Origin of the sequence: Rhizobium sp. SG741, assembly GCF_012275435.1 — a bacterium.
Classification (GTDB): Bacteria; Pseudomonadota; Alphaproteobacteria; order Rhizobiales; family Rhizobiaceae; genus Rhizobium; species Rhizobium lusitanum.
Genome location: NZ_JAAZQP010000010.1, coordinates 1 through 24,236, shown reverse-complemented (window position 1 = coordinate 24,236; position 24,236 = coordinate 1). Strand labels below are relative to the sequence as shown.

At 59.1% G+C, this 24,236-nt stretch carries 22 protein-coding genes; 10 read left to right on the top strand and 12 right to left on the bottom strand.

The window, feature by feature from the left end:
- Nucleotides 1–181: 181 nt before the first annotated feature.
- From metF to FHT29_RS23360, 4 genes are all read right to left on the bottom strand, one after another.
- Entirely contained in the window at nt 182–1,084 is a 903-nt protein-coding gene (gene metF / locus FHT29_RS23375) for a methylenetetrahydrofolate reductase [NAD(P)H] (RefSeq protein WP_037202766.1), read from the bottom strand.
- 1 nt (nt 1,085) lies between these two features.
- Nucleotides 1,086–2,111, bottom strand: a complete 1,026-nt coding sequence (locus FHT29_RS23370; protein WP_047558106.1) for a metalloregulator ArsR/SmtB family transcription factor — start codon at nt 2,109–2,111, stop codon at nt 1,086–1,088.
- Between the two features lie 190 nt (nt 2,112–2,301).
- Entirely contained in the window at nt 2,302–3,951 is a 1,650-nt protein-coding gene (gene ettA / locus FHT29_RS23365; protein WP_037202770.1) for an energy-dependent translational throttle protein EttA, read from the bottom strand.
- Nucleotides 3,952–4,076: 125 nt separating this feature from the next.
- Nucleotides 4,077–4,823, bottom strand: coding sequence for a ribonuclease (locus FHT29_RS23360; protein WP_037202771.1), 747 nt, complete (start codon nt 4,821–4,823; stop codon nt 4,077–4,079).
- A 165-nt stretch (nt 4,824–4,988) separates the two neighbouring features.
- Here FHT29_RS23360 and FHT29_RS23355 point away from each other — a divergent pair, with 165 nt between their 5' ends.
- Genes FHT29_RS23355 through FHT29_RS23340 form a run of 4 tightly spaced genes read left to right on the top strand, consistent with a single transcriptional unit; the run spans nt 4,989 to nt 9,776 of the window.
- On the top strand, nt 4,989–5,921 hold the full coding sequence (locus tag FHT29_RS23355) for an alpha/beta hydrolase (RefSeq protein ID WP_168600192.1): 933 nt from the start codon (nt 4,989–4,991) through the stop codon (nt 5,919–5,921).
- Nucleotides 5,922–5,940: 19 nt separating this feature from the next.
- A complete protein-coding gene (locus FHT29_RS23350) occupies nt 5,941–6,900 on the top strand; it encodes a DMT family transporter (RefSeq protein WP_037202775.1) in 960 nt (319 codons plus the stop codon).
- 18 nt (nt 6,901–6,918) lie between these two features.
- Nucleotides 6,919–8,121: a CaiB/BaiF CoA-transferase family protein gene (locus FHT29_RS23345; RefSeq protein ID WP_047558109.1), complete on the top strand. Its 1,203-nt coding sequence runs from the start codon at nt 6,919–6,921 to the stop codon at nt 8,119–8,121.
- Complete coding sequence (locus tag FHT29_RS23340; protein ID WP_037202779.1) at nt 8,118–9,776, top strand: thiamine pyrophosphate-binding protein; 1,659 nt, start codon at nt 8,118–8,120, stop codon at nt 9,774–9,776. The genes FHT29_RS23345 and FHT29_RS23340 overlap by 4 nt, the downstream gene beginning before the upstream one ends.
- A gap of 39 nt (nt 9,777–9,815) precedes the next feature.
- Here the strand turns inward: FHT29_RS23340 and FHT29_RS23335 are convergent, their stop codons facing one another.
- The 3 genes from FHT29_RS23335 to FHT29_RS23325 all read right to left on the bottom strand — a co-directional run bounded on the left by FHT29_RS23335 (nt 9,816) and on the right by FHT29_RS23325 (nt 11,498).
- Complete coding sequence (locus tag FHT29_RS23335) at nt 9,816–10,157, bottom strand: RidA family protein (RefSeq protein WP_015340385.1); 342 nt, start codon at nt 10,155–10,157, stop codon at nt 9,816–9,818.
- 89 nt (nt 10,158–10,246) lie between these two features.
- Nucleotides 10,247–10,585 (bottom strand): TIGR01244 family sulfur transferase, encoded by a 339-nt coding sequence (locus FHT29_RS23330; RefSeq protein WP_037202781.1) that lies wholly within the window; start codon nt 10,583–10,585, stop codon nt 10,247–10,249.
- Nucleotides 10,586–10,658: 73 nt separating this feature from the next.
- Entirely contained in the window at nt 10,659–11,498 is an 840-nt protein-coding gene (locus FHT29_RS23325) for a DUF4432 family protein (protein WP_037202783.1), read from the bottom strand.
- A 250-nt stretch (nt 11,499–11,748) separates the two neighbouring features.
- On the opposite strand from FHT29_RS23325, the gene FHT29_RS23320 reads away from it, so the two are divergent.
- Entirely contained in the window at nt 11,749–13,188 is a 1,440-nt protein-coding gene (locus FHT29_RS23320) for a L,D-transpeptidase (RefSeq protein ID WP_112442976.1), read from the top strand.
- Nucleotides 13,189–13,296: 108 nt separating this feature from the next.
- Here the strand turns inward: FHT29_RS23320 and FHT29_RS23315 are convergent, their stop codons facing one another.
- The 5 genes from FHT29_RS23315 to FHT29_RS23295 all read right to left on the bottom strand — a co-directional run bounded on the left by FHT29_RS23315 (nt 13,297) and on the right by FHT29_RS23295 (nt 19,953).
- Nucleotides 13,297–14,445: an iron-containing alcohol dehydrogenase gene (locus FHT29_RS23315; RefSeq protein ID WP_037202786.1), complete on the bottom strand. Its 1,149-nt coding sequence runs from the start codon at nt 14,443–14,445 to the stop codon at nt 13,297–13,299.
- Nucleotides 14,442–15,827, bottom strand: coding sequence for an aldehyde dehydrogenase family protein (locus FHT29_RS23310; protein ID WP_047558137.1), 1,386 nt, complete (start codon nt 15,825–15,827; stop codon nt 14,442–14,444). The genes FHT29_RS23315 and FHT29_RS23310 overlap by 4 nt, the downstream gene beginning before the upstream one ends.
- Before the next feature lie 161 nt (nt 15,828–15,988).
- Complete coding sequence (locus FHT29_RS23305) at nt 15,989–17,359, bottom strand: glutamine synthetase family protein (RefSeq protein WP_047558113.1); 1,371 nt, start codon at nt 17,357–17,359, stop codon at nt 15,989–15,991.
- A 127-nt stretch (nt 17,360–17,486) separates the two neighbouring features.
- On the bottom strand, nt 17,487–19,058 hold the full coding sequence (locus FHT29_RS23300; RefSeq protein ID WP_047558114.1) for an amino acid permease: 1,572 nt from the start codon (nt 19,056–19,058) through the stop codon (nt 17,487–17,489).
- Nucleotides 19,059–19,185: 127 nt separating this feature from the next.
- Nucleotides 19,186–19,953, bottom strand: a complete 768-nt coding sequence (locus FHT29_RS23295; protein WP_047558116.1) for an N-formylglutamate amidohydrolase — start codon at nt 19,951–19,953, stop codon at nt 19,186–19,188.
- A gap of 180 nt (nt 19,954–20,133) precedes the next feature.
- Between FHT29_RS23295 and FHT29_RS23290 the strand changes: the two genes are divergently transcribed.
- The 5 genes from FHT29_RS23290 to FHT29_RS23270 form a co-directional block, all read left to right on the top strand.
- Nucleotides 20,134–21,006: a MurR/RpiR family transcriptional regulator gene (locus FHT29_RS23290; RefSeq protein ID WP_037202794.1), complete on the top strand. Its 873-nt coding sequence runs from the start codon at nt 20,134–20,136 to the stop codon at nt 21,004–21,006.
- A gap of 186 nt (nt 21,007–21,192) precedes the next feature.
- Nucleotides 21,193–22,296 (top strand): ABC transporter substrate-binding protein, encoded by a 1,104-nt coding sequence (locus tag FHT29_RS23285; RefSeq protein WP_037202795.1) that lies wholly within the window; start codon nt 21,193–21,195, stop codon nt 22,294–22,296.
- Between the two features lie 72 nt (nt 22,297–22,368).
- On the top strand, nt 22,369–23,262 hold the full coding sequence (locus FHT29_RS23280; RefSeq protein WP_037202796.1) for an ABC transporter permease subunit: 894 nt from the start codon (nt 22,369–22,371) through the stop codon (nt 23,260–23,262).
- Nucleotides 23,259–24,047 carry an ABC transporter permease gene (locus tag FHT29_RS23275; protein WP_037202798.1) on the top strand — a complete coding sequence of 263 codons (789 nt, stop codon included), beginning with the start codon at nt 23,259–23,261 and terminating at the stop codon, nt 24,045–24,047. The genes FHT29_RS23280 and FHT29_RS23275 overlap by 4 nt, the downstream gene beginning before the upstream one ends.
- 10 nt (nt 24,048–24,057) lie before the next feature.
- The coding region (locus FHT29_RS23270) for an ATP-binding cassette domain-containing protein (RefSeq protein ID WP_168600191.1) at nt 24,058–24,236 on the top strand (179 nt) is incomplete at its 3' end.

Here is a 24,236-nt window from a genome sequence, read left to right as displayed (position 1 = left end):
GATCCATCAACGTCCTAGTGGTTGGTGCGGCCTTCATTTTCGTCGTAACGATGCTTTTCATCTAACGGCATGACGATCACCGCAGGCGACCGAACTCCGAAAAGCTAACAAAACGACTATTCCATTAAAAAAGCGCATGCCCGGGAGGGACATGCGCTTTTTCATGTGTTGTATGGCAACCTTAGGCGGCAGCGCCCGCCCGAGCATCCACCTTGCGCTGGAGGCCCAGCCGCTCGAGGACGGCAGAAACGAGAGGCGAGCGGTTCATCGTATAGAGATGAAACTCGTGAATGCCGCGACGCATCAGATCCTGGATCTGTTCGGCGGCGACATCGGCCGCGACCTTGGCGCGCTCATCGGTATTTTCGTCGAGACCATCGAAACGTTCATCGAGCCAGGACGGAATGCTGGTACCGCAGGCACCGGCAAAGCGCTTCAGTTGCGTCAGGTTCTGGATCGGCATGATGCCCGGCACGACCGGGATCTTGATGCCGGTTGCGCGAACGCGATCATGATAGCGCTCGAAGGCATCATTATCGAAGAAGAACTGCGTCAGGGCGCGGTCTGCGCCGTTGTCAGCCTTGCGCTTCAGCATATCGATGTCGGCTACGGTATCGCGGCTCTCCGGATGCTTTTCCGGATAGGCCGATACGGAAATATCGAAATCCCCCCGCTCACGCAGCGCGGTCACCAGTTCGGCGGCATTGGCATAGCCGCCCGGATGCGGCTGGTAGGCGGAACCGACACCGCCCGGCGGGTCGCCGCGCAGGGCGACGAAACGGCGGACGCCGGTGGCGAGAAATTCGTCGATCACCCGATGCGTATCCTCGCGCGTCGCACCGACGCAAGTCAGATGCGAAGCAGTCGTGAACGGCGTCTCATGGATCATCTTTCGCACGGCCGAGAGCGTCGGCGCCTTGGTCGATCCACCCGCTCCATATGTCACCGAAACGAATTCCGGCTCCCATTCGCTCAATTCCGAAACCGTATTCCATAGCTGCTGCTCGGCTTCTTCCGACTTTGGCGGGAAGAACTCGAAGGAAATACGGATACCGCCCTGGCCATTTTCGGATTTAGAAGACATGTCAAACTCTCCCGGCAAGAATGGGGGACGATTGGCGGTCCTGCTCGGCTGCCATCAGCAACCGCGGGTCGCGCGCCAGCCAGATCGTGACTGTCAACGCCTGACCGCTTTCCCTCCCCGAATGAAGATCCTGTACCTGCTCGACATCGAGCCCGGCCAATTTCAGCCAATCGGATATGGTCTGATGCGAGAAACCGAGACGCAGATGCGCATGCTCATCGCGCAGATATTCCAGCCCGTGCGGCGCGAGATCGATGATGGCAAGCCGACCGCCGGGCCGCAGCATTCGCGCCGCTTCCGCAACCGCGATCTGCGGCTGATCAAGGAAATGCAGTACCTGGTGAATGGTGATCAGATCGAAATCCTGCTGCTCGAGCGGCAGGTTGAAAATATCGCCCTGACGCACCGATGCGGCCATGATGTTGGAACGGTCGAGATTGGCGCGGGCTACGGCCAGCATGTCGCGGCTGGCATCGATGCCGATGGCGCGGCGATAGTGACCCGCCAACAGCTGCAGCATCCGGCCCGTGCCGGTACCGAGATCGAGAAAGGAATCGATCGGCTGCGGGCCTATCAATTCGATCAGCGCCTTGTCGACATCCTCGTCGGCGACATGCAGACGGCGCAGCTCATCCCACTCGGCAGCATTCCGGCTGAAATAGGCTTGCGCGCGCTCGGCGCGAATGCGCTTCACGGAAGCAAGACGCTCCCCGTCGCGCAACAACACGGAATCCTTCTCCGCCGTATGGCGCAGAAGCGTTCGTGCCATCATCACGGCCTTGCCGTCCTGCTTCAGTCGGAAATAGGCCCAGGCGCCTTCCTGATAGCGGTCGATCAGGCCCGCTTCTCCAAGCAGTTTCAGATGCCGCGAAATGCGGGGCTGTGATTGGCCGAGAATTTCGGTAAGATCGGTGACTGTCAGATCGCCGGCGGCAAGAAGTGCCAGTAGCCGCAGCCGCGTGGGCTCGCCGACGGCTTTCAGCACGTCCACAACCTCATCCAAGCCGAGCTTCACAACATCAGTCATTCCACACCCAATCAAGATATAAAGATATCTTTATGTGATTTGGGTGCATTCTGCAAGAGCCAAACGATCGCCGACGCGGTTTGACATCGGAAATCTGTTAGTTTCTGCCGAAAACGGAACACCGAATGCCAACGCCGGATAAACAAAAACCCCGGTCAAGCCGGGGTTTTCGAAGAGCAAAAGCAGAAGCTTATCGCGTCAGGCGCTTATAGGTGACGCGGCTCGGATTGATGCTGTCAACGCCGAGACGGCGCATCTTGTCCTGTTCGTAATCCTCGAAGTTGCCTTCGAACCATTCGACATGGCTATCGCCTTCGAAAGCGAGGATATGCGTGGCCAGACGATCAAGGAACATGCGATCGTGGCTGATGATGACGGCGCAACCGGCAAAGTTTTCAAGCGCGATCTCGAGAGCGCCAAGCGTTTCCGTATCAAGGTCGTTGGTCGGTTCGTCGAGCAGCAGAACGTTGCCGCCGGCCTTCAGCATCTTGGCAAGATGCACGCGGTTGCGCTGGCCGCCCGAGAGGTTACCGACCTTCTGTTGCTGGTCGCCGCCCTTGAAATTGAAGGTCGCGCAATAAGCGCGCGAATTCATTTCATACTTGCCGAGCTTGATGACTTCGGCGCCGCCGGAAATCTCTTCCCAGACGGTCTTGCCGCCATCGAGTGCGTCACGGCTCTGGTCGACATAGCCGAGATGAACGCTGTCGCCGATGCGGATGCTGCCGCTATCCGGCTTTTCCTGGCCGGTGATCATGCGGAAAAGCGTCGTCTTGCCGGCGCCGTTCGGACCGATGACGCCGACGATACCGCCCGGCGGCAGCTTCAGCGACAGACCTTCGATCAACATTCGGTCGCCATAACCCTTGTTGATGCCTTCCATTTCGATGACCACCTGGCCGAGACGCTCACCGACCGGAATAATGATCTGCGCATCGCCGGGACGCTGGTTCTCGGCGGCATCGACCAACTCGTCATAGGCGCGGATACGGGCCTTGGACTTCGACTGGCGGGCTTTCGGGCTGGAAGCGATCCATTCCTGTTCGCGAGCGATCGCCTTCTGGCGACCGGCCTCTTCGCGACCTTCCTGCTGCATGCGCTTCGCCTTCGCCAGCAAGTAGGAGGAGTAGTTGCCTTCGTAGGGAATGCCGCGACCGCGGTCGAGTTCGAGGATCCAGCCGGTGACGTTATCCAGGAAGTAGCGATCGTGGGTAATCATCAGCACGGCGCCCGGATAGGCACGCAGATGCTTTTCCAACCAGGCGATGGTTTCGGCGTCCAGATGGTTGGTCGGTTCGTCGAGCAGCAGCACGTCCGGCTGCGACAGCAGCAGCTTGCACAACGCCACACGACGGCGTTCGCCGCCGGAGAGTTTGGTGACGTCGGCATCGCCAGGCGGGCAGCGCAACGCATCCATTGCCATCTCAACCTGGCTTTCCAGGTCCCAGAGATTCTGGCTGTCGATGATGTCCTGGAGCTTAGCGCCCTCTTCCGCCGTCTCGTCGGAATAGTTCATCATCAGTTCGTTGTAACGATTGAGGACGTCAGTCTTCGCCGCAACGCCTTCCATGACGTTTTCGAGCGCCGTCTTCGCCGGATCGAGCTGCGGCTCCTGCGCCAAATAGCCGATGGTGGCACCCTCGGCCAGCCAGGCCTCGCCGGTATACTCCTTATCGAGACCGGCCATGATCCGCAGCACAGTCGACTTACCTGCACCGTTCGGACCGAGAATACCGATCTTGGCATCGGGGTAGAAGGAGAGATGGATATTCTCGAGAATTTTCTTGGCGCCATAGGCCTTATTCAGACCGGCCATATGATAAATGAACTGACGTGCCATAGCTTGGGTTACTCCACGGGCGGACAACATTGTGAATTGTGCCGCTATGTAGGCGAAACCCCGCCCTCGGGCAACGGCGAAACCTTGTCCGAGGGCATTATCCGAGTCATAAAGCCCGTATTTCCTCAGAAACCGGCCGCATCCACCACGCCGCGATCGCACCCGAACGACGTGCTGCCGGCACCCTGGATCAGTTTGCCAAGCCGTGGCTCGCCGCCCTGCTGCGGATCGATCGCATCTTCGGAGAGGCCGATCGTCAATTCCGAAATCATCCTGGTATTGCCGACCCGGCGGCAGCTCATCTTGATGCGCGCATTGGCACCCTCGCCGAAGCTCTGGTCGAAGGCGGCCTTGATGGTTTCGGCATCCAACTCCTTGCCGATATTCTCAGCGAAAAGATCGCGCACAGCCGATGCATTGAGTTCGGCGATCAAACCGGCAGCGGTCGAGAAAAACTGATCGGCGCTGAGCTTCGTGCATGTGCCGTGCTTGATCCATTCATGGCGTTCGAGGCCGGACTGGGTGCCCGGCATGACCTTGTCGAGCTTTGCCTTGACTTCCTGCGACAGCTGAACCGCCGGTAGATCCTTCCAATCGCTGCTGCGGTCGGCCTGTTTCAAATCGTCCGAAACGTCGCAATATTCCTGCCGCATCGGCCAAAGGCCGTGCAGCGAGAAATTTGTGGCGTCATAGTTGTTCGACGATTGGTTCCGGCATTCCGCCTTCTTCTGGTTCGTCGCACAAAACGCCGGCTCCCAGCTCGCCGCCAGTATAAAGCGCGTCCGCCCTCTGCTCTGCTCCTGCGCCGCCGCGCTGGCGATCGTTCCGGCCGAAAGGAGCACAACCGCAAATATCCGAAGCAAATGCTTCATTTCATGCCTCCAATTAGAACATTATAGGAACAAATAAGCAGTTTGGTTGAGTAGATGCAACCCTGAATCACATGGCTTGCGAAGATTTATTTCTGTGGGCTTCGATCGTTATCCATTGCAATCAACCGAATGATGACCTTTCGTCCAAATGGGGAGGAACCATGCATGTTCGCCGAGACGCAACGCCTGGAAAGCCCGACGGGCGCGACGATTGCCTATCATCATTCGCCGGCTAAAGGCGATGCACGCGGCATCCTCCTGATATCTCATGGCCTTGCCGAACATTCACGCCGCTACGCAGCTTTTGCTGAAGCCATGGCCGCGCGCGGCTTTCATGTCTATGCCCATGATCATCGCGGCCATGGCGAGACTATTGCTGCCGACGCTCCAATCGGCCGTTTCGCGCGAAGAAACGGCGTCGGGCAGGTCATCTCTGATGTGCTGGCCATGCGCGAGCTTGCCGCGACGGCCCATCCCGGCCTGCCCATCATTCTCTTCGGTCACTCCATGGGAGGATTGATCAGCCTCAACACGGTCGTCACGCATCCGGATAAATTCGATGCCGTCGCGGTCTGGAACTCCAACTTCAATCCCGGCCTCGCCGGCCGCGCCGCCCAGCTCATCCTGAAGACGGAGCGCATGTTCAAAGGATCGGACGTCCCCAGCGGGCCGTTGCCGAAACTGACCTTCGCTACCTGGGGCAAATCCATCCCGAACCGCCACACCGAGTTCGACTGGCTTTCGCGCGTTCCCGAGCAGGTGGACAAGTACATCGCCGATCCGCTCTGCGGCTTCAATGCATCTGTCTCGCTCTGGCTTGACATATTCGAGCTCAGCTTTCGCGCCCCGCAGAAGACCTATCTCGACCGGCTGCGGCGTGACAAGCCGATTCATCTGACGGGAGGCGGCAAGGATCCGGCGACCGACAACGGAAAAGCGATTTCCTGGCTGTCAAACCATTTGAAAAATGCCGGCTTCTCTCATATTACAACCGCGATCCATCCGGACATGCGGCACGAGACGCTGAACGAAATCGGCGCCGCCCAAGCCATTTCCGACTTTGCCGACTGGTGTGAGAAGGTGACGGCAAGGAACTGATTCTCAAAGGAATTCTACAATGAATGCCAGCAGCGGCACCTCGCTTCGATTGCCGCAGTCGGAGCTGACCTTCGGCCTGTTGATGATGTTCCTCTCCGTCGTCCTCTCGCCGATCATCGACATATTCTCCAAGCTCGCGGCAGCCACCATTCCGCCGGCTGAAGTCACCGCCGCGCGTTTCATCTTCCAATCGCTCTTTGCGCTGCCGATGATGGCCATGCTTGGACAATGGGGCGTATGGACATGGCGTCGCAGCGGCGTGCATGCCATCCGCGCCGGCGTGCTCACGCTGTCCATGGTTTCGTTCGTGACGACGCTGCAGGTCATGGAAGTCGCCGATGCCATCGCCATCTTTTTCGTCGAGCCGATGATGCTGACCATTCTCAGCAGCATCTTCCTCAAGGAAACCATCGGCTGGCGGCGCTACACGGCCTGCGCCGTCGGTTTTTTCGGCGCGATGCTGATCATCCAGCCAAGCTTCGAAGAGGTCGGTTTCGTGGCGCTTTTGCCCGTCGTCACCGCGCTCTGCATTGCCGTCTACGTGATGATCACGCGCGTCGTCTCCCATAGCGAGGATGCATGGTCGATGCAGTTTCAAACGGGCATATGGGGCGTCGGCTTCAGCCTGATCCTGCTTGCGATCGGCCGTGCGACCGGTTCTGCCATCCTCGATCCCGTCCTGCCGGACCTGATTGCCATGCTTTATCTGCTCGGCGTCGGCGCCAGCGCAGCCGCCGCCGGCATCCTCACCGTACACGCCTATCGTGCCGTGCCAGCCTCGACGCTTGCTCCCCTGCAATATTTCGAGATCGTCTCGGCGACGATCTTCGGCTGGCTGGTCTTCGGCAACTTTCCGGATGCGATCAAGTGGCTCGGAATATTCATCATCATCGGCTCCGGGCTCTACATTCTCTGGCGCGAGCGGCGCTTTGCTTCCAAGCCGGTATCCGATACATCTGCAACAGCATTCACGCCTTAAGCGAGAGAGCGGGTCGACATGACAGACCAGAAAACCAAGAAACCTCCGCTGTCCGGTATTCGAGTCATCGAGCTTGCTCGTGTGCTCGCCGGCCCCTGGGCGGGGCAGATGCTGGCCGATCTCGGCGCCGACGTCATCAAGGTGGAAAATCCCGACGGCGGCGACGACACGCGCCAATGGGGCCCGCCCTTTGTCGAGGGCAAGGATGGCGAAAATCTCTCGGCCGCCTATTATCATTCGGCCAATCGCGGCAAGCGTTCCATCGTCGCCGACCTCAAGAACGAAGAGGGTCAGGAGCTCGTGCGCCGGCTTGTTAAGACGGCCGACGTCGTGATCGAGAATTTCAAGCTCGGCGGCCTGGTCAAATACGGCCTGGACTACGAAAGCCTGAAAAGGATCAATCCGAGGATCGTCTATTGCTCTATCACGGGCTTCGGACAGACAGGGCCTTATGCCGGCCTGGCAGGCTATGACTACATCGTCCAGGGCATATCCGGCTTCATGTCGATCACCGGCGAGCCCGACGGCCAACCGATGAAGGCAGGCGTTGCGATTGCCGATATCTTCACCGGTATCTATGCGGTCTCGGCAATCGAGGCCGCCCTGATCCATGCGCTCAAGACCGGTGAAGGCCAACTCGTCGATATGGCGCTTCTCGACGTGCAGTCGGCCGTGCTCGCCAATCAGAACATGAACTATCTGATATCGGGCAAACCGCCCGTGCGCCTCGGCAATGCCCATCCCAATATCTCGCCCTATGAGGTCGTTCCCACCGCCGACGGCTATCTCATTCTGGCTGTGGGCAATGATGGGCAGTTCCGCCGCCTGTGCGCAATTCTCGGCATCGATGCCCACGCCGACGACGAGCGCTATGCGACCAACAAGGCCCGCGTCGCCCACCGCAACGAGGTCCGGGCATTTATATCGGCGAGGACGCTGACCTGGAACAAGGCGGATCTGCTGAAGGCCTGCGAGGACAATGCCGTCCCGGCCGGCGCCATCAATACGATCGAGGACATGTTCGCCGATCCGCAGATCAAGTCGCGCGGTTTGCGGATCGATCTCGAGGACAGCGTCGGCACCATGATCCCAAGCGTGCGGACGCCGATCGTTCTGTCGGAGACGCCCTTGACCTATACACGGCCGAGCCCGCGCCTTGGCGAACATCAGGAGGAGGTTCTGGCCGAATTGGCCGAACTGGAGGGAAAGGCGAAGATATGAAGCGAACGGGCGGCCAACTCATCGTCGAAGCTTTGAAGGCCAATGGCGTAGCGCGTATTTCCTGCGTGCCGGGCGAGAGCTTTCTTGCCGTGCTCGATGCGCTGCATGACAGCGACATCAAGGTGCTTGTCTGCCGTCAGGAGGGTGGTGCGGCGATGATGGCGGATGCCTGGGGCCGGCTGACGGGAGAGCCGGGCATCTGCATGGTCACCCGCGGCCCCGGCGCGACCAATGCCTCCGCCGGCCTGCATATCGCCCGGCAGGATTCGATCCCGATGATCCTCTTCATCGGTCAGGTTCAGCGCGACGCCCGCGAGCGCGAGGCCTTCCAGGAAGTGGAATTCCGCCGCGCCTTCACCGAATTCGCGAAATGGGTCGGCGAGATCGACGATGCTGCCCGCATCCCGGAATTCGTCACCCGTGCCTTCGCGGTCGCGACGTCGGGGCGTCCCGGCCCAGTCGTACTGACCCTGCCCGAGGACATGCTCCGCGACGAGGTCGAAGCGCCGGAAGCCAAGCCATATACGCCTGTCGCCGCATATCCCGCCCGCAGTCAGCTCGCCGATCTTCATCGGCGCCTCATAGCGGCGGAACGCCCGATGGTCATTCTCGGCGGCACACGTTGGAATGAGGAGGCGGTTGCCGGCATCCGGCAATTCGTGGAGCGTTTCAGCCTGCCGGTCGGCTGTTCCTTCCGTCGCCAGATGCTGTTCGATCATCTGCATCCGAACTATGTCGGCGATGTTGGGATCGGCATCAATCCGGCGCTCGCCAAAGAAATCAAGGAGGCGGATCTGCTCATTCTTCTGGGTGGGCGCCTCTCCGAGATGCCGTCCTCCGGCTATACGCTGGTGGATATCCCCTACCCGCGCCAGCAGTTGGTCCACGTCCATCCCGACCCGTCAGAGCTTGGCCGCGTCTACCGCCCAGATCTGGCGATCTGTGCGAGTCCCACTGATTTCGTCGCGGCGCTGGCCGATCTGGATGCACCGAGCGAAACACCTTGGGGCGAACGCACCGAACGCATGCATGCCGCTTATCTCGCCTGGTCGAAGACGCCGGAGAGAAGCCCCGGTGCGGTTCACATGGGCCGCATCATGGACTGGATCGAAGCCAATACCGCTGATGATGCGATCTTCACCAACGGCGCTGGCAACTATGCGACCTGGCTGCATCGCTTCCATCGCTTCCGCCGTTTCAACACCCAGGCGGCCCCCACCTCGGGATCAATGGGCTACGGCTTGCCGGCAGCGGTCGCCGCCAAGCAGCTGTTTCCGGAGCGCGAGGTGATCTGCTTTGCCGGCGACGGCTGTTTCATGATGCACGGCCAGGAATTCGCGACTGCCGTTCAATATGATTTGCCGCTGATCGCGCTGGTCATCAACAATGGCATGTACGGCACCATCCGCATGCATCAGGAGCGGGAATATCCCGGCCGTGTCAGCTCCACAGCACTGAAGAACCCTGATTTTGCCGCCCTCGCCCGCGCCTATGGCGGCCACGGCGAGACGGTGATGACGACGGAGGAATTCGGCCCGGCATTCGAGCGGGCCCGTGCCAGCGGCAAACCGGCGATCATCGAGATTGCGCTCGATCCGGAAGCGATCACGCCCTCGCGCACCCTGACGGAAATCGCTCAAACGAAAGGCCGGTGAGCGCGAGCCCACCGGCCTTCCAAAACACGCCGCGTCGACTTAGAGCGCGGCCGTCACGATGAATTCGACCTTGTACTTCGGTGCAGCGAGCTTGGCTTCGCTGGTCGCGCGAGCCGGCGTGTTGGCCGGATCGACCCAGGCTTCCCAGGCGGCATTCATTTCTGCGAAATAGGAAATATCGGAGAGGTAGATGAGCGTCTGCAGGATCTTCGACTTGTTGGAGCCGGCTGCTGCGAGCAGGCGGTCGACTTCGGCCAACGCCGACTTGCACTGATCGGTGACGCTTTCGCCTTCACCGACCTGGCCGGCGAGGTAGACGGTGTTGCCGTGGATGACGGCGCCGCTCATGCGGGCGCCAACGTCGATACGCTTGATGCTCATGGTTTTCTCCTGATGTTGTTCTTCGACAGGTAACGGAAAGGCACGGCCGGTGGCCTGCCCTTCAATCTCAAGATTGGGAATGCGCCCGTTCAGCCGCGAATATGATGCGTCTTCTGATAGATCGCCGTCGAGCGCGCGCCGGAACGGCAATAGCCGAGCATCGGCCGCGGAAACTCGTCCAGCGCATCGACCATACCCTGCACGGCTTCTTCGGTGACGCCCATGGGGCCGACAGGCACATGGGTGATCTCGAGGCCAAGTTCCTTGGCGCGAGCTTCAATGGCCGAGAACGGCGTCTGGTCCGGGCTTTCATCGTCCGGGCGATGGCAGACGATCGACTTGAAACCCATGGCCTTGATCTGGTCGAGATCCTCTACGGTGATCTGGCCGGACACCGAGTATTCATCATCGATCGGGCGGATATCCATGGTTCATGTCCTCTCTAAAACCGAGGGCTTTGATCTACGCCGCCCCACGGCGAGCGTCAACCGCTCGGCACCCTCAAACAAAGGCAAAGTTGAGCATGAAATTGCGGGCTTCGTCGGGCTCAAGAATATTGAATTCACCAGCCTCTTCCAGCTCCGCGCGCGAGACCCAGCGATGCGAAACCGGCTCAATGCCGAGAACATGCGCCGGCGCACGCTGATTGCGCCAAACCTGCAGGAAAGGCAGCGTGTCGGTGCCAAAGCGCACCCTCAATGTCTTGCCGCCGATCGCCGCGATCGGACCGAGGCTGATCTCTGCCCAGTCCTCGCCTTTCTCCAGCGCCGGCACACAGAAAATGTCGCCGGGTTCTTCACCGAATGTCCAAGGAAAGCCACCATTCTCCAGCATCTGGCCCGACAGGCGCGTGCCGGCGTCGAACCATTTGCCACCGATGTTCATATGATACATGAGGAAGACGGGCATCGCCTCGGTACTCGTATTGACGAGACGATCGGCAAGCGAAACCTCGCCGGTGGCACCGTCGATCCGCCAGTGACGTTCCAGCCTTGCCGTGCGGCCTTCAGCGGTGACGACGTCGATGTCCGCGCGGCATTCGGCATTGCCGTTCTCGAATTTGGTCGAGAGAATCCTGGCCGGATGAGAAGAGAGCGAACCATGCAGCGGATAACGTCTTCCCTCAAAACTATCAGGCATCAGCTCTGGATGGCGAATGTGATCCGGCCCGCAGGTGAAGAGGAAGCCCTCCAGGGAATGATCGATGCGCGGATCGCCATCATCGGGAATGGCGCGTCCGGGCGCAAGATTGTTGCCCTCCACGATGCAGGCGCCGATATCCAGCACTGAGCTTTCGTCCAACGTCAGTTTTGGCCCCTTGGCCGCGGAAAAATCCATCATTTTCTAAAATCCTCCCTGATCGGCGCTCCCGCAAGCATCGTCCCATGATGGAGCGCAGCGAGAATAAGCGGTGAGTTGTCTTACCAAATGTTAACTTGAAGCCTTGATCACGCAATTTTTTATATTTTATTCAGCATGATAAACTAAATCTCCATACTGGCGTCAAAATTGCCATGTGTGTGTCAGCCGAACTACATCCGAGGATTCGACAGACGTGAACGGGTTCGTGAAATTCAGCCTTTCCCTGGCAATGACTGCCATGGTGTCCATGCTTGCGCTCACCGACGCGCAGGCACAATACTATCGCAGCGGAAACAACAATACCGTTCTCGTGACCCCGGATGGCCGGATACTGGATCAGTACCCAGATCAAGGCGCAGGCGGATACGTCATGGCGCGCGATGGACGCGGCAGGCGGGTTCTCATCGACAGCTATGGCAACGTGGTTGCCACGGAGATGCGGGCCAGCACCTATTATCCGCGCGCGCCGGCTCGTGACGCCTATGGCGATAACGGATATGGCGCCGGCAACCGTTACGGCGACACGCAACTTTCTTCCAACGGTGATGGCTATCGCGACTATCGTCAATATCGCAGCGATGGCTACGGAAATTACAATGGCTCTGATCAGCAGGACCGCAACGTCGTGACCGGCGGCATTCCGCGCGACGGCGACATCCAGCGTGAGCCGCTCGACAACCAACCGCTGCCGGGCACGAAGGCGCAGACCCAGCAAGGTCAGACCAACCCGAGCGACAACGACTACGCAGCGATAGACCCGCAGCAGGGGACACCGGATATCGTCCGCAAGCCTCCGGCCGATCCGGTCATTACCCTCAAGGGCAAATCGAAGGCGGAGATCACGGCGCTCGAGGTCTTTCTCGCACGCCAGGGCATCTCGCCGGGCGCGATCGACGGCCGCATGGGCGCGAACGTCACCAAGGCTGTTTATGCCTATCAACAGATGACCGGCCAGACGCTGGATCCGAACAACACCGACGGGATACTAGAGCAGCTGCGCATGTCCGGCGGCATGCCGATTATCAACTACACGATTACCGCTGCCGACGCGGCTGGCCCCTATGTCGCGTCCATCCCCGAGGACTATGCCGCAAAGGCTCAAATGCCGTCGCTTGGCTATACATCGACGACGGAAATGCTGGCGGAACGCTTTCATATGGATGAAGGCTATCTGAAAGAGCTCAATCCAGGCGTCGATTTCACCGTTCCGGGCAACACGATCAAGGTCGTCAATACCGGCCCCGCCAAGACCGGTACGGTCGCAAAAATCCTTGCGGATAAGGGCCGCAAGCAGGTTTTCGCCTATGATGCCAACGGAACGCTGATCGCGGCCTATCCGGCCAGCATCGGCTCGACCGACACACCATCGCCCTCCGGCACGGTCACAGTCGAGCGCGTCGCCTTCAATCCCGGCTATACATACAACCCGAAGATCAACTTCAAGCAGGGCGCGAACGACAAGATCCTCGACATTCCGCCTGGTCCGAACGGCCCGGTCGGCACTGTCTGGATGGCCCTGTCGAAGCCAACGTACGGCATCCATGGCACGCCTGAACCCTCGAAGATTGGCAAGTCGCAGAGCCACGGCTGCGTTCGTCTCACCAATTGGGATGCAACCGAGCTCGCCAAGATGGTCAAGCCCGGCGTGGTCGTCGAATTCGTCGATTGATCGCAGGTAGAACAAACAAAAAGGCCGCCGGGCGATCTTCCGGCGGCCTTTTTTATAGCTACAAAATGGTCGACGCGTCGCGATCCCTTCCGGCGCGTCGATGGTGTTCTAGAAGCAATCGCGGAAAAGTGCCTTGGTGTTTTCCAGCGTCATCGGCACCGGATTGCCGCCGGCGCTTGGATCTTCAATCGCCATTGCCGAGAGTTCATCGATCCGATCCGGCGCGATGCCCATAGCCGAAAGGCTTTCGGGGACGCCAAGTTCGGCGCGCAATTGCAGCACGTAGTCGTAGAAGCCGTCAAAACCACCGGAAATGCCGAGGTAGGCCGCGGCACGCGCAATCTTGTCTTCAATGGTTTTCCGGTTGAAGCGCAGGACCGCCGGCATAACGACGGCATTGGTCATGCCGTGATGCGTGTTGTAGACGGCACCGATGGGATGCGACAGCGCATGAATGGCGCCGAGCCCCTTCTGGAAGGCGACAGCGCCCATCGCGGCGGCGCTCATCATATTGGCGCGAGCTTCGAGGTCTGTTCCCTCCCTGTAGGCGCGCGGCAGGAATTCCTTGACCAGCCGCATGCCTTCCAGCGCGATGCCGGCCGACATCGGGTGATAGAAAGGCGAGGAATAGGCTTCCAGGCAATGAGCAAACGCATCCATGCCGGTGCCGGCGGTGATGACTTTCGGCATGCCCACAGTCAATTCCGGATCGGCGATGACGACGCCCGGCAGGAATTTCGGATGGAAGATGATCTTCTTCACATGCGTCGCGGAGTTGGTGATGACGCTGGCGCGGCCGACTTCCGAACCCGTGCCTGCCGTGGTCGGTACAGCCACGATCGGGGCAATGCCCTCGAGGCTGGCGCGGGTCCACCAGTCGCCGATATCTTCGAAATCCCATACCGGCCGCGTCTGACCGGCCATGAAGGCGACGCACTTGCCGAGGTCGAGACCGGAACCGCCGCCGAAGGCGACGACGCCGTCATGACCGCCATCCTTGAATGCCTTCACGCCGGCTTCGAGATTCTTCTCGTTCGGGTTCGGATCGACATCGGCGAAAATGGCGCGGCCGAGACCCGCGTCTTCCAGGATGTCCAGCGCCGTCTTGGTGATCGCCATGGAAGCAAGTCCCCGATCGGTGACCAGGAGCGGCTTCTTCATGCCCAGGCTCTTGCAGGCGTCCGCCAGCTCCTTGATCCGGCCGCGGCCGAGCTTGAAGGCGTTCGGATAGCTCCAATTGGCTGAGATAGTGCTCATGCTGTTACTTTCTTCAGGTGATAGGATTTAGGACGCGTTAGATTGTGGAAGCCGATGATCGACAGCGAGCCGCCGCGGCCGGTTTCCTTCACTCCGGTCCAGCAAAGTGCCGGATCGAGATAGTCGGCGCGATTCATGAAGACGGTGCCGGTCTCGATATCGTGGCCGATGCGCGATGCGCGCTCGACATCCTTGGTCCAGAGCGAGGCGGTCAGGCCATAGGGGCTGTCGTTCATCAGCTCCAGCGCCTCGGCATCGTTCTTCACCTTCATGATGCCCACGGCCGGACCGAAGGTCTCTTCGCGCATGAAGGCCATCGAATGATCGACGTTGACGAGGATCTGCGGTGCGAGATAGGCGCCACCGTCATCGGCCGGGAACAGCTTGGGATCGACCAGCGCCCTGGCACCCTTGGCGACCGCATCGGCGATCTGCTCGCGCACCACCTTGGCGAAGCGCTTGTGCGCCATCGGTCCGAGCGAGGTTTCTGGATCGAGGGGATTGCCGAGCTTGTAGTTCGAAACCCAGGCAACCGACTTTTCGACAAAGGCGTCGTAGAGCGATTCATGCACATAGATGCGCTCGATACCGCAGCAGCATTGACCGGAATTGTAGGTGGCGCCGTCCATCAGCGTATCCACGGCGGCGTCGAGATCGGCGTCCTCCATGACATAGCCCGGATCCTTGCCGCCAAGCTCAAGGCCAAGGCTGGTGAAGGTGCCGGCGGCGGCGCGTTCGATGGATCGTCCGCCTTCGACGGAGCCGGTGAAATTGACGAAATTGAAGCTGCCGGCGGCAATCAGCGCCGAGGTCGTTTCATGGTCGAGGAACACGTTTTGGAAAACATCGGCGGGAACGCCGGCCTCAACGAAGGCCTGCACCAACCGCTCACCGACCAACAGCGTCTGGCTGGCGTGCTTCAGAATGACGGTATTGCCAGCCATCAGCGCCGGCGCGATCGTATTGATCGCCGTCATATAAGGATAGTTCCAGGGGGCGATGACGAAGACGACACCCTGCGGCTCGCGTTCGATGCGCCGCGCGAAATTCGCGCTGTCCTCGACCACCAGCGGCGCAAGCGCATCGGCGGCGATCGACGCGACATAGTTGGAGCGCTCGTTGAAACCGCGATACTCACCACCATACTTGATCGGTCGGCCCATCTGCCAGGCAAGCTCGGGCACGACCACATCGGCCATCTCATTGAGCCGGGCGGCACCCTTCAGCACGAGCTGGACACGATCCTCCAGCGGGCGACGGGCCCATTCCTTCTGCGCCTTGCGGGCGCGGGCCACTGCTTCCTTGGCGGCATCCAGCGACAAGGCCGGACGCTCGGCATAAACCTCTCCATTCACCGGAGAGACGCATGTGATCATGGTCATGATCGAATTCCTGTTTTCATCATCAATAATTTGATTGCCGGATGTTCCGCAACCTGCCTCCCGCACCATCGCTCAAAGGCGAACAAGCGGGTGCGCAGATCATCCCAGCGCCCTGCCCGACTATAAAATGAAAATCGGGTTGGAGTCAGGTCGAAAGAGCCTTACGCCCTTTCGAATCCGCGCGCCACTTCCCAATCCGTGATGCGACGATCGTACTCTTCCTGCTCCCATTCGGCAGCGCGGGTGTAGTGATCGATCACATCGTCACCGAAGGCTGCGCGCAACATCTTCGAATTCGTCAGCGCCACGGCAGCATCGCGCAAGGTACGCGGAATTTCACGAACCTCGCGGGCACCATAGGCGTCTCCCACGAAAGGCGCTTCCAGCTCCAGCTTGTTCTCGATGCCGTCGATGCCGGCGGCAATGAGCGCCGCAAAGGCGAGATAGGGATTGAGGTCGGAGCCGCCGACGCGGCATTCGATGCGGATGCTCTTGGTCTCGGCGCCGCACAGGCGATAACCGGCCGTGCGGTTGTCGGTGCTCCAGATCGCCTTCGTCGGGGCGAAGGTGCCGGCGACGAAGCGCTTGTAAGAGTTGATATAGGGCGCCAGGAAATAGGTAATTTCGCTGGCATGCGTCAAAAGACCGGCGACATAATGCTTCATCAGCGGCGTCATGCCGTGTTCTTCTTCCTTGTCGAAGAACAGCGGCGTCTTGCCGTCTGTGCTCCAGAGCGACTGATGAATATGCGAGGAGCTGCCGGCGGCGCTGTAGTTCCATTTCGCCAGGAAGGTGATGGCCTTGCCCTTCGACCAGGCGATCTCCTTGCAGCCGTTCTTGATGATCGCATGACGGTCGGCCATATCAAGTGCATCGGCGTAGCGGACGTTGATTTCCTCCTGGCCGGCCGAGGCTTCGCCCTTGGAGTTTTCGACCGGGATATCGGCGCCCTGCAGGCCCTTGCGGATCGCCCGCATCACATCCTCTTCCTTGGTGGTCTGGAAGATGTGGTAGTCCTCATTGTAGCCGCTGACGAGATTGAGGTTGCGATATCCGGACTCGCGGGCACTATCGTAAGTTTGATCGAACAGGAAGAATTCGAGTTCCGAGGCCATGTAGGCCTTCATGCCCATCGCCTCGAGGCGCTTGATCTGCTTCTTGAGAATGGCGCGCGGAGAATGAGCCACTTCCTCATGCGTATGATGGTCGAGCACGTCGCAGAGGACGAGCGCCGTCCCTTCCAGCCACGGGATCCGGCGCAACGTCGCCAGATCGGGCTTCATCGTATAGTCGCCATAGCCCTTCTCCCAGCTCGTCGACTTGTAGCCGGAGACGGTCTCCATCTCGATATCGGTCGCCTGAAGATAATTGCAGCTATGCGTTTCCTTCCAGGCGCTCTCGACGAAGAATTCGGCCTGGAAGCGCTTCCCCATCAGGCGGCCCTGCATGTCCACCTGGCATGCCAGAACCGTGTCGATGCGCCCTTCGGCCACATCCTTTTTGAGGTCGTCGAACGTATAGCTAGTGCTCATAATTAAACCGCCTGAAAGATAGAAGAGTGATCGGCCGGCGGCGCTGTGAGACATACTGCCCCAAGCCGCTCGCCGAGTTGGATGGGGCCGCGACAACGGCCCCCGCCGGATTGATGATGGATAAGGATCATACCTCGCCGACGGCCCGTTCGGCGGCGGCGATATCGGCCTGACGCTTTGCGATCATGTCACCGATCGGCGGCCCCTGGAAGCGACGCTTTTCGAAGGCAAACCAAACGATCGCGGTCAAGACCAGGAAGCCGATGGTGATATAAAGCGCCCATTCATTCGGGGGCTGCACACCGATGATGAAGATGATCGCCATGGCAAGGATGACAAGAACCGAGACCACCTTATAAAGGCCGATCCCCATGTTCCACGGCCCCATCTTCGGCCATTTCGCAGTTCCAATCGCCTTGATGCCGAGTACGATCGGCACGGCGAAGGAGAGGAAAAGGAAGATGACCGTGCACGACACGACGATGGTGTAGGCCGAAGAGCCGGCGATCGTGACAAGCGAAGCGCCCCAGACGAACAGCACTGAAAGAACCGCAGCCGTCCAGATGGCGACGGAAGGTGTGCGAAACTTCGGGCTGACGCTGGCGAGCGCCTTCGAAAACGGCAGGCCGCCATCACGCGAGAAGGCATAGATCATGCGCGATGCCGATGTCACTGTCGCAAGGCCGCACAGGAGCTGCGAGATGAAAATCGCAACATAGAGGATGTTGGCGACGACAGGATTGGTAATGCTGTTGATCGTCCAGAAGAAGACGTTCCAGCCCTGCTTCGACGCCTCATTCATGTCCGGGATCGCCAGAAGGAAGGCGAGGAGCATGATATAGCCGAAGAAAGACGACCACCAGACCGAGGAGACCATGCCGCGCGGCACGGAACTCGACGCCTTGACGGTCTCTTCGGACGTATGCGCCGAGGCGTCATAACCGGTGATCGTGTAGATCGGCAGCAGCAGACCAAGCGCGAAGATGTACCAGACATTGTCCGTCTTCGGCCAAACCGAGGCGTCACCTTCCGGCGTGCCGGAGTAGTTGGTGAAGGTCCAGATGCGGCTGATGTCCCAGCTCTTCACGCCGATGAGGCAGACGATGGTCAGCGCAATCGCAGCGGCGAAGATCAGGTAGCCGGACATGTCAGTCAGTTTTGCCGTGAGCTTGATGCCGAAATGATTGATCAACGCCTGCAGGCCGGTGATGACAGCGACGAAAATGATCTGATTGGCGAAACCCGCCGAAGTCGTGGTATCGACGGCAATGCCGAACCATCCGGCGATGGAGCCGCTGAAGAAGCCCCAGGTGCCGACATTGATCGCGCCAAGCACCGTTATCAGGCCGAGAAGATTGAGCCACGCCGTCAGCCAGCCGGTGAACCGGTTGCCGAGGATCGAGCCCCAGTGATAAAGCCCGCCGGCCGTTGGATAGGCCGAGGAAATCTGCGCCATCGAGAGCGCGAAAACGCCCGAAATCAAGCAGCCCAGCGGCCAACCGATACCGATCGCAGCACCGCCCGCGCCCGATGTCGCCTGCGCGAGCGAGTTGATGCCGCCGGACAGAATGCAGATGATGGAGAAGGAAATGGCGAAATTCGAGAATGAACTCATGCGCCTTTCCAGCTCTTGAGCATAGCCCATGGAGTGCAGGATGTGGACATCCTGTTTCTTGTCTAAGTCTGTGTAATCAGACATGTCATTCCCCCTAAATCCCGGTTATCCGCGGAATTGCGGATAACCATGTGTCAGGTGAGCCGCCGGCATTTTGCCGTGCGGCCTGATCGCAGTTGAACTGCTCCCCGGGGTCTTTTTCTTTTTATGCTCAGGCTTCCAGACTGCTCTGGAGGAGCCCTGTCAGATAATCAGCCATGACCCCTTGGCCGACGTCGTCTCCGATGAGGTCGTTGCGGACCTCGATCATTACATTATGCAAGCCGTTGGCGATCCCATGCAGTTTCAGCGTATGGGTGACACCATCTTCCGGACCGTAAGGCTGGTTGCGCTCCGTGTGAAAGAGCGGCGCCTTAGCCGCCGCGTCCAGTATGCGGTCCGCCAGCCAACGGTCTTCATCATGCAGGATGCCAAGCTCAACCGCCCTCTGCCGACCATTATAGACCGGCGTAAAGCTGTGGATCGTCACGATCACGTTTTCTTGTCCGCTTGCCGCCCTCTTCTTGAGCATCGAGCGAATTCGATCGTGAAACGGTATATAGAGAGCTTCCGTACGCGCCTGGCGATCCATCTCACCGAGATGTTGATTGCCGGGAATGGTATAGATTTCGCTGGTTTCCGGCATGGCGCCGGCGCTTTCCGGCGGGCGGTTGCAGTCGTAGATCAGCCGCGAGAACCGTTGAGAGACCAAGGTTGCATCGAGGCTCGCGGACATCTTCCTTGCAACCGCAAGTGCGCCCGGATCCCAGGCGATGTGGCTGGAAAGCGCCTCGATGGAAAGCCCGAGATCGCCGAACTTCTCGGGCAAGGCGCGCGAGGCATGTTCGCAAATGATGAAGACCGCGCTGCTTCCATCCGGTCTTTCGACCGCAACGCAATCGCCGTCCGCTTCCGTCAAAATGCCTTGCTGCGCGAGCATTGGGGGGCCTTATCGCCGCTTAATAAAATCTTTATAAAGAAAAGAATTCTTCAGCTTTTGACCACTGTCAACTGGAAACTGAAATTATTTCTTCATTTGTGACATTGACTCGAAATGTGACAGCGTTGTTATATCCTTGCAGGAGATCGGCATAAGACCGTCCCGGGGAGCAAAAATCGAGTGAGCAATGCGTCGAAGACAGTTTCTGACGTGATCAACGCGCGTTTCGACACGCTGACACGGGCCGAAAAGCAACTCGCCACGAGCCTGCTCGACAACTATCCCGTTTCGGGGCTTGGCAGCATCACGACAGTCGCCGAAAATGCACGTGTCTCGACGCCAACCGTCGCACGCATGGTGCAAAAACTCGGCTACAAGGGCTATCCCGATTTTCAGTCTCACCTCCACCAGGAGGTTGAGGCTACCATCTCCAACCCGCTGACGAAGCATGATCGCTGGGCATCCAATGCGCCTGGCACGCATATTCTCAATCGTTTCGCCGATGCGATCATGGGCAATTTGCGCCAGACGCTTTCCGATATCGATGCCGCGACGTTCGATAGCGTGGCCGCCCTGCTATCCGAACGCAAACGCGGGCTCTATTTCGTCGGTGGCCGCATCACAGGCGCTCTTGCCGAATATTTCTTCACCCATATGCAGGTCATTCGCCCCAACACGACCCTGCTCTCTCCAAATTCCAGCGCCTGGCCGCAATATGTCCTGAACATGAATCCGGGCGATCTGCTCGTGATCTTCGACATCCGTCGCTACGAGCAGGAAATGGTCAATCTGGCAGCCGCCGCGCGCCGCCGCGGCGCCGAGATCATCGTCTTTACCGACCAGTGGGCGACACCGGCCGCCAAGCATGCCAGACACACGTTTCGCGTGCAGATTGAAGCGCCGTCGGCCTGGGATTCTTCCGTGGTGACGCTCTTCATCGTCGAAGCTCTGATCGAGGCCGTGCAAAGTTCGACATGGGACGAGACGAGCGAGCGCATGAAAACGCTCGAGGGTCTTTTCGAGCAAACTAAACTGTTCCGGAAGCTAAGTTAGAGGGAAACGGAAGCAAAAAATTGCGTGGTGCGAGGCGGTTGGACTGCAGCGACTGTCATACTTGACCGTTAAAAGCAAAACCCTTCGCATTCTTAGCAAACTCAACGCTTTGATGCCGTCACACAACCTTCACGTAACGTCATTAACAGCAACGCCAGACACTGATAACCCAAAGGAGGAAATGCAGTGATTTCGAATATTCATCGTCTTCTGACAATCTCCACCGCGATGCTCGTCGCTTCGACGGCCATCGCAGCCGCAGAACCGAGCGCCGATCTCATCGCCGCCGCCAAGAAGGAAGGCACGCTGACCACCATCGCCCTGCCCCACAACTGGTGCGGTTATGGCGACCTGATCGCTGCATTCAAGGCAAAGTACGGCATCGAAGTCAACGAACTGAATCCGGATGCCGGTTCGGGCGATGAAGTCGAAGCAATCCGCGCCAACAAGGGCAACACCGGCCCGCAGGCTCCCGACGTGATCGACGTCGGTCTCTCCTTCGGCCCGACCGCCAAGAAGGAAGGCCTGCTGCAGCCCTACAAGGTTTCCACCTGGGCTTCCATTCCGGACAGCGCAAAGGATGCCGAAGGCTACTGGTACGGCGACTATTACGGTGTTCTCTCCTTCGTCACCAACAAGGACGTCGTGAAGAACCCGCCGAAGGATTGGGCCGACCTGCAGAAGTCGGAATATGCGAACACCGTTTCGCTCGCCGGCGACCCGCGCACCTCGAACCAGGCTGTCCAGGCCGTTTACGCAGCTGGCCTCGCTGCCGGCGAGAAGGATGCAACCAAGGCCGGCCAAGCCGGTCTGGATTACTTCGCCAAGCTCAACAAGGCCGGCAACTTCGTTCCGGTCATCGGCAAGTCCGCATCGCTGGCTCAGGGCGCAACCCCGATCGTCGTTGCATGGGACTATAACGGTCTTGCATGGCGCGACAGCCTGAACGGCAACCCGCCGGTCGACGTCACCGTTCCGGCTTCGGGCGTCATCGCAGGCGTATACGTCCAGGCAATCTCGGCTTTCGCTCCGCATCCGAATGCTGCCAAGCTCTGGATGGAGTTCCTCTATTCCGACGAAGGCCAGATTGGCTGGCTGAAGGGCTATTGCCACCCGATCCGCTTCAACGATCTGGCGAAGAACAAGAAGGTTCCGCAGGAGCTTCTCGACAAGCTGCCGCCGGCTGCTGCCTATGAAAAGGCTATCTTCCCGACGCTCGACGAGCAGGCTGCCGGCAAGGCCGCCATCACCACCAAGTGGGATTCTGTCGTCGGTTCGAACGTACAGTAATCAGACCAGACATGACCTCCCCGCCTGGGCGGGGAGGTTTTCCGTATTCAAACGCTGCGGATTGGCCCACTCATGAGCACAGTGACAACATCAACGATCAGTTCCGCACCCCTGATCAACAAACGCGTGGTTGTCGACTGGCTGGGCATCGCGCCCTTCCTGATCTTCGCACTGCTGTTTTTGATTCTTCCGACGATCTACCTGATTGCGGGCGCATTTCTGACGCCTGACGGCAGTTTTACGCTGAAGAACATCGCGGATCTGTTCACCAAGTCCATCTGGGACTCCTACTGGATCAGCATCAAAGTATCACTCGCATCCTCGCTCGGCGGCGCGTTGATCGGTTTCTATCTGGCCTGGGCGCTGGTCATGGGCGGACTTCCAACCTGGCTCCGCCATGCGTTTCTGACATTTTCGGGCGTCGCTTCCAACTTCGCCGGTGTGCCGCTGGCCTTTGCCTTCATCGCCACGATCGGCCGCCTCGGCCTCGTCACTCTGCTGATGAGCAACTGGTTTGGCTTCAACCTTTATTCGAAAGGCTTCAATCTCTACAGCTTCCTCGGCCTTACCCTCACATACATGTATTTCCAGATTCCGCTCATGGTGCTGATCATCACGCCCGCACTTGATGGTATGAAAAAGGAATGGCGCGAGGCCGCCTCCATTCTCGGCGCGACCAACAAGCAATATTGGCTCATGGTGGCGCTGCCCATCCTCTGGCCGAGCCTGCTTGGCACGACGTTGCTGCTTTTTGCTAACGCCTTCGGCGCCATTGCAACAGCTATCGCGCTGACCGGCAGTTCGCTGAACATCATACCGATCCAGCTCTATGCTCAGATCCGTGGCGACGTGTTGCACAACGCCAATCTCGGATATGCCATGGCCCTCGGCATGATCGTAATAACCGGCATATCCAACGTCATTTACATCATCATGCGCGTACGCGCGGAACGGTGGCAGAAATGAAGCTGCAAAAACTCTTTGCCTGGATCGCTGTCGTCATCGGTGCCATCTATTTCATCGTCCCCCTCATCGGCACGCTGGAATTCTCGCTGCGCATGCGCCGTAACGCCTATAGTTTCGACGCCTACACATCGGTCTTTTCCGACTCTCATTTCCTGTATGCGTTCGGCTATTCCATGCTTATGGCCCTGCTGACCATCATCTTCGGCATGCTGCTGGTCGTCCCCACTGCCTATTGGGTCCGCCTTCGTTTGCCGCAGATACGTCCGATCGTTGAATTCATCACCTTGATGCCGCTGGTCATTCCGGCGATCGTCATCGTCTTCGGCTATCTGCGCCTCTACAATTCATCTTCGATACTGCCTTTGACGGGCTTCGAGCAGGCGACGAACTTCCTCTTGGTCTGCTCCTATATTGTCTTGTCTCTTCCTTATATGTATCGTTCGGTGGATACGGCGATGCGTACGATCGACGTCGGTACCCTGACGGAGGCAGCGGAAAGCCTTGGCGCGAAGTGGACCACTATCTTGTTCCGCTGCATTTTTCCCAATGTCATGAGTGGCGTTCTCTCCGGCGCCTTCATCACGCTTGCGATCGTCATGGGCGAATTCACCATGGCCTCGCTGCTCAATCGGCCGGCATTCGGCCCGTACATGCAGCTGGTCGGCGCCAATCAAGCTTATCAGTCTTCCGCGCTGGCAATCATCGCGCTTGCTGTCACCTGGCTCAGCATGGGCCTTCTGCAGCTGGCTTCCCGCTTTTCAAAACTGGCTCCGATTAAGGCGTAAGGTTCCCACTATGGCTTTTCTCGAACTTACACACATCAAGAAGTCCTTCGGCGACATTCATGTCGTCCATGATTTCAATATGCAAATCGAGAAGGGAGAATTCATCTCCTTCCTCGGACCATCAGGCTGCGGCAAGACGACCGTGCTGCGCATGATTGCCGGCTTCGAGACCCCGACCGCCGGCACGCT

Excerpts from the sequence above, each read along its gene's own strand:
- FHT29_RS23300 (WP_047558114.1), bottom strand. The coding sequence starts at position 19,058 with ATGTCTGATTACACAGACTTAGACAAGAAACAGGATGTCCACATCCTG.
- FHT29_RS23340 (WP_037202779.1), top strand. The coding sequence starts at position 8,118 with ATGAAGCGAACGGGCGGCCAACTCATCGTCGAAGCTTTGAAGGCCAAT.
- FHT29_RS23360 (WP_037202771.1), bottom strand. The coding sequence starts at position 4,823 with ATGAAGCATTTGCTTCGGATATTTGCGGTTGTGCTCCTTTCGGCCGGA.
- FHT29_RS23315 (WP_037202786.1), bottom strand. The coding sequence starts at position 14,445 with ATGAGCACTATCTCAGCCAATTGGAGCTATCCGAACGCCTTCAAGCTC.
- FHT29_RS23325 (WP_037202783.1), bottom strand. The coding sequence starts at position 11,498 with ATGATGGATTTTTCCGCGGCCAAGGGGCCAAAACTGACGTTGGACGAA.
- ettA (WP_037202770.1), bottom strand. The coding sequence starts at position 3,951 with ATGGCACGTCAGTTCATTTATCATATGGCCGGTCTGAATAAGGCCTAT.
- FHT29_RS23305 (WP_047558113.1), bottom strand. The coding sequence starts at position 17,359 with ATGAGCACTAGCTATACGTTCGACGACCTCAAAAAGGATGTGGCCGAA.
- FHT29_RS23295 (WP_047558116.1), bottom strand. The coding sequence starts at position 19,953 with ATGCTCGCGCAGCAAGGCATTTTGACGGAAGCGGACGGCGATTGCGTT.
- FHT29_RS23310 (WP_047558137.1), bottom strand. The coding sequence starts at position 15,827 with ATGACCATGATCACATGCGTCTCTCCGGTGAATGGAGAGGTTTATGCC.
- FHT29_RS23350 (WP_037202775.1), top strand. The coding sequence starts at position 5,941 with ATGAATGCCAGCAGCGGCACCTCGCTTCGATTGCCGCAGTCGGAGCTG.
- FHT29_RS23370 (WP_047558106.1), bottom strand. The coding sequence starts at position 2,111 with ATGACTGATGTTGTGAAGCTCGGCTTGGATGAGGTTGTGGACGTGCTG.
- FHT29_RS23335 (WP_015340385.1), bottom strand. The coding sequence starts at position 10,157 with ATGAGCATCAAGCGTATCGACGTTGGCGCCCGCATGAGCGGCGCCGTC.
- FHT29_RS23280 (WP_037202796.1), top strand. The coding sequence starts at position 22,369 with ATGAGCACAGTGACAACATCAACGATCAGTTCCGCACCCCTGATCAAC.
- FHT29_RS23275 (WP_037202798.1), top strand. The coding sequence starts at position 23,259 with ATGAAGCTGCAAAAACTCTTTGCCTGGATCGCTGTCGTCATCGGTGCC.
- FHT29_RS23320 (WP_112442976.1), top strand. The coding sequence starts at position 11,749 with ATGACTGCCATGGTGTCCATGCTTGCGCTCACCGACGCGCAGGCACAA.
- FHT29_RS23330 (WP_037202781.1), bottom strand. The coding sequence starts at position 10,585 with ATGGATATCCGCCCGATCGATGATGAATACTCGGTGTCCGGCCAGATC.
- FHT29_RS23355 (WP_168600192.1), top strand. The coding sequence starts at position 4,989 with ATGTTCGCCGAGACGCAACGCCTGGAAAGCCCGACGGGCGCGACGATT.
- FHT29_RS23345 (WP_047558109.1), top strand. The coding sequence starts at position 6,919 with ATGACAGACCAGAAAACCAAGAAACCTCCGCTGTCCGGTATTCGAGTC.
- metF (WP_037202766.1), bottom strand. The coding sequence starts at position 1,084 with ATGTCTTCTAAATCCGAAAATGGCCAGGGCGGTATCCGTATTTCCTTC.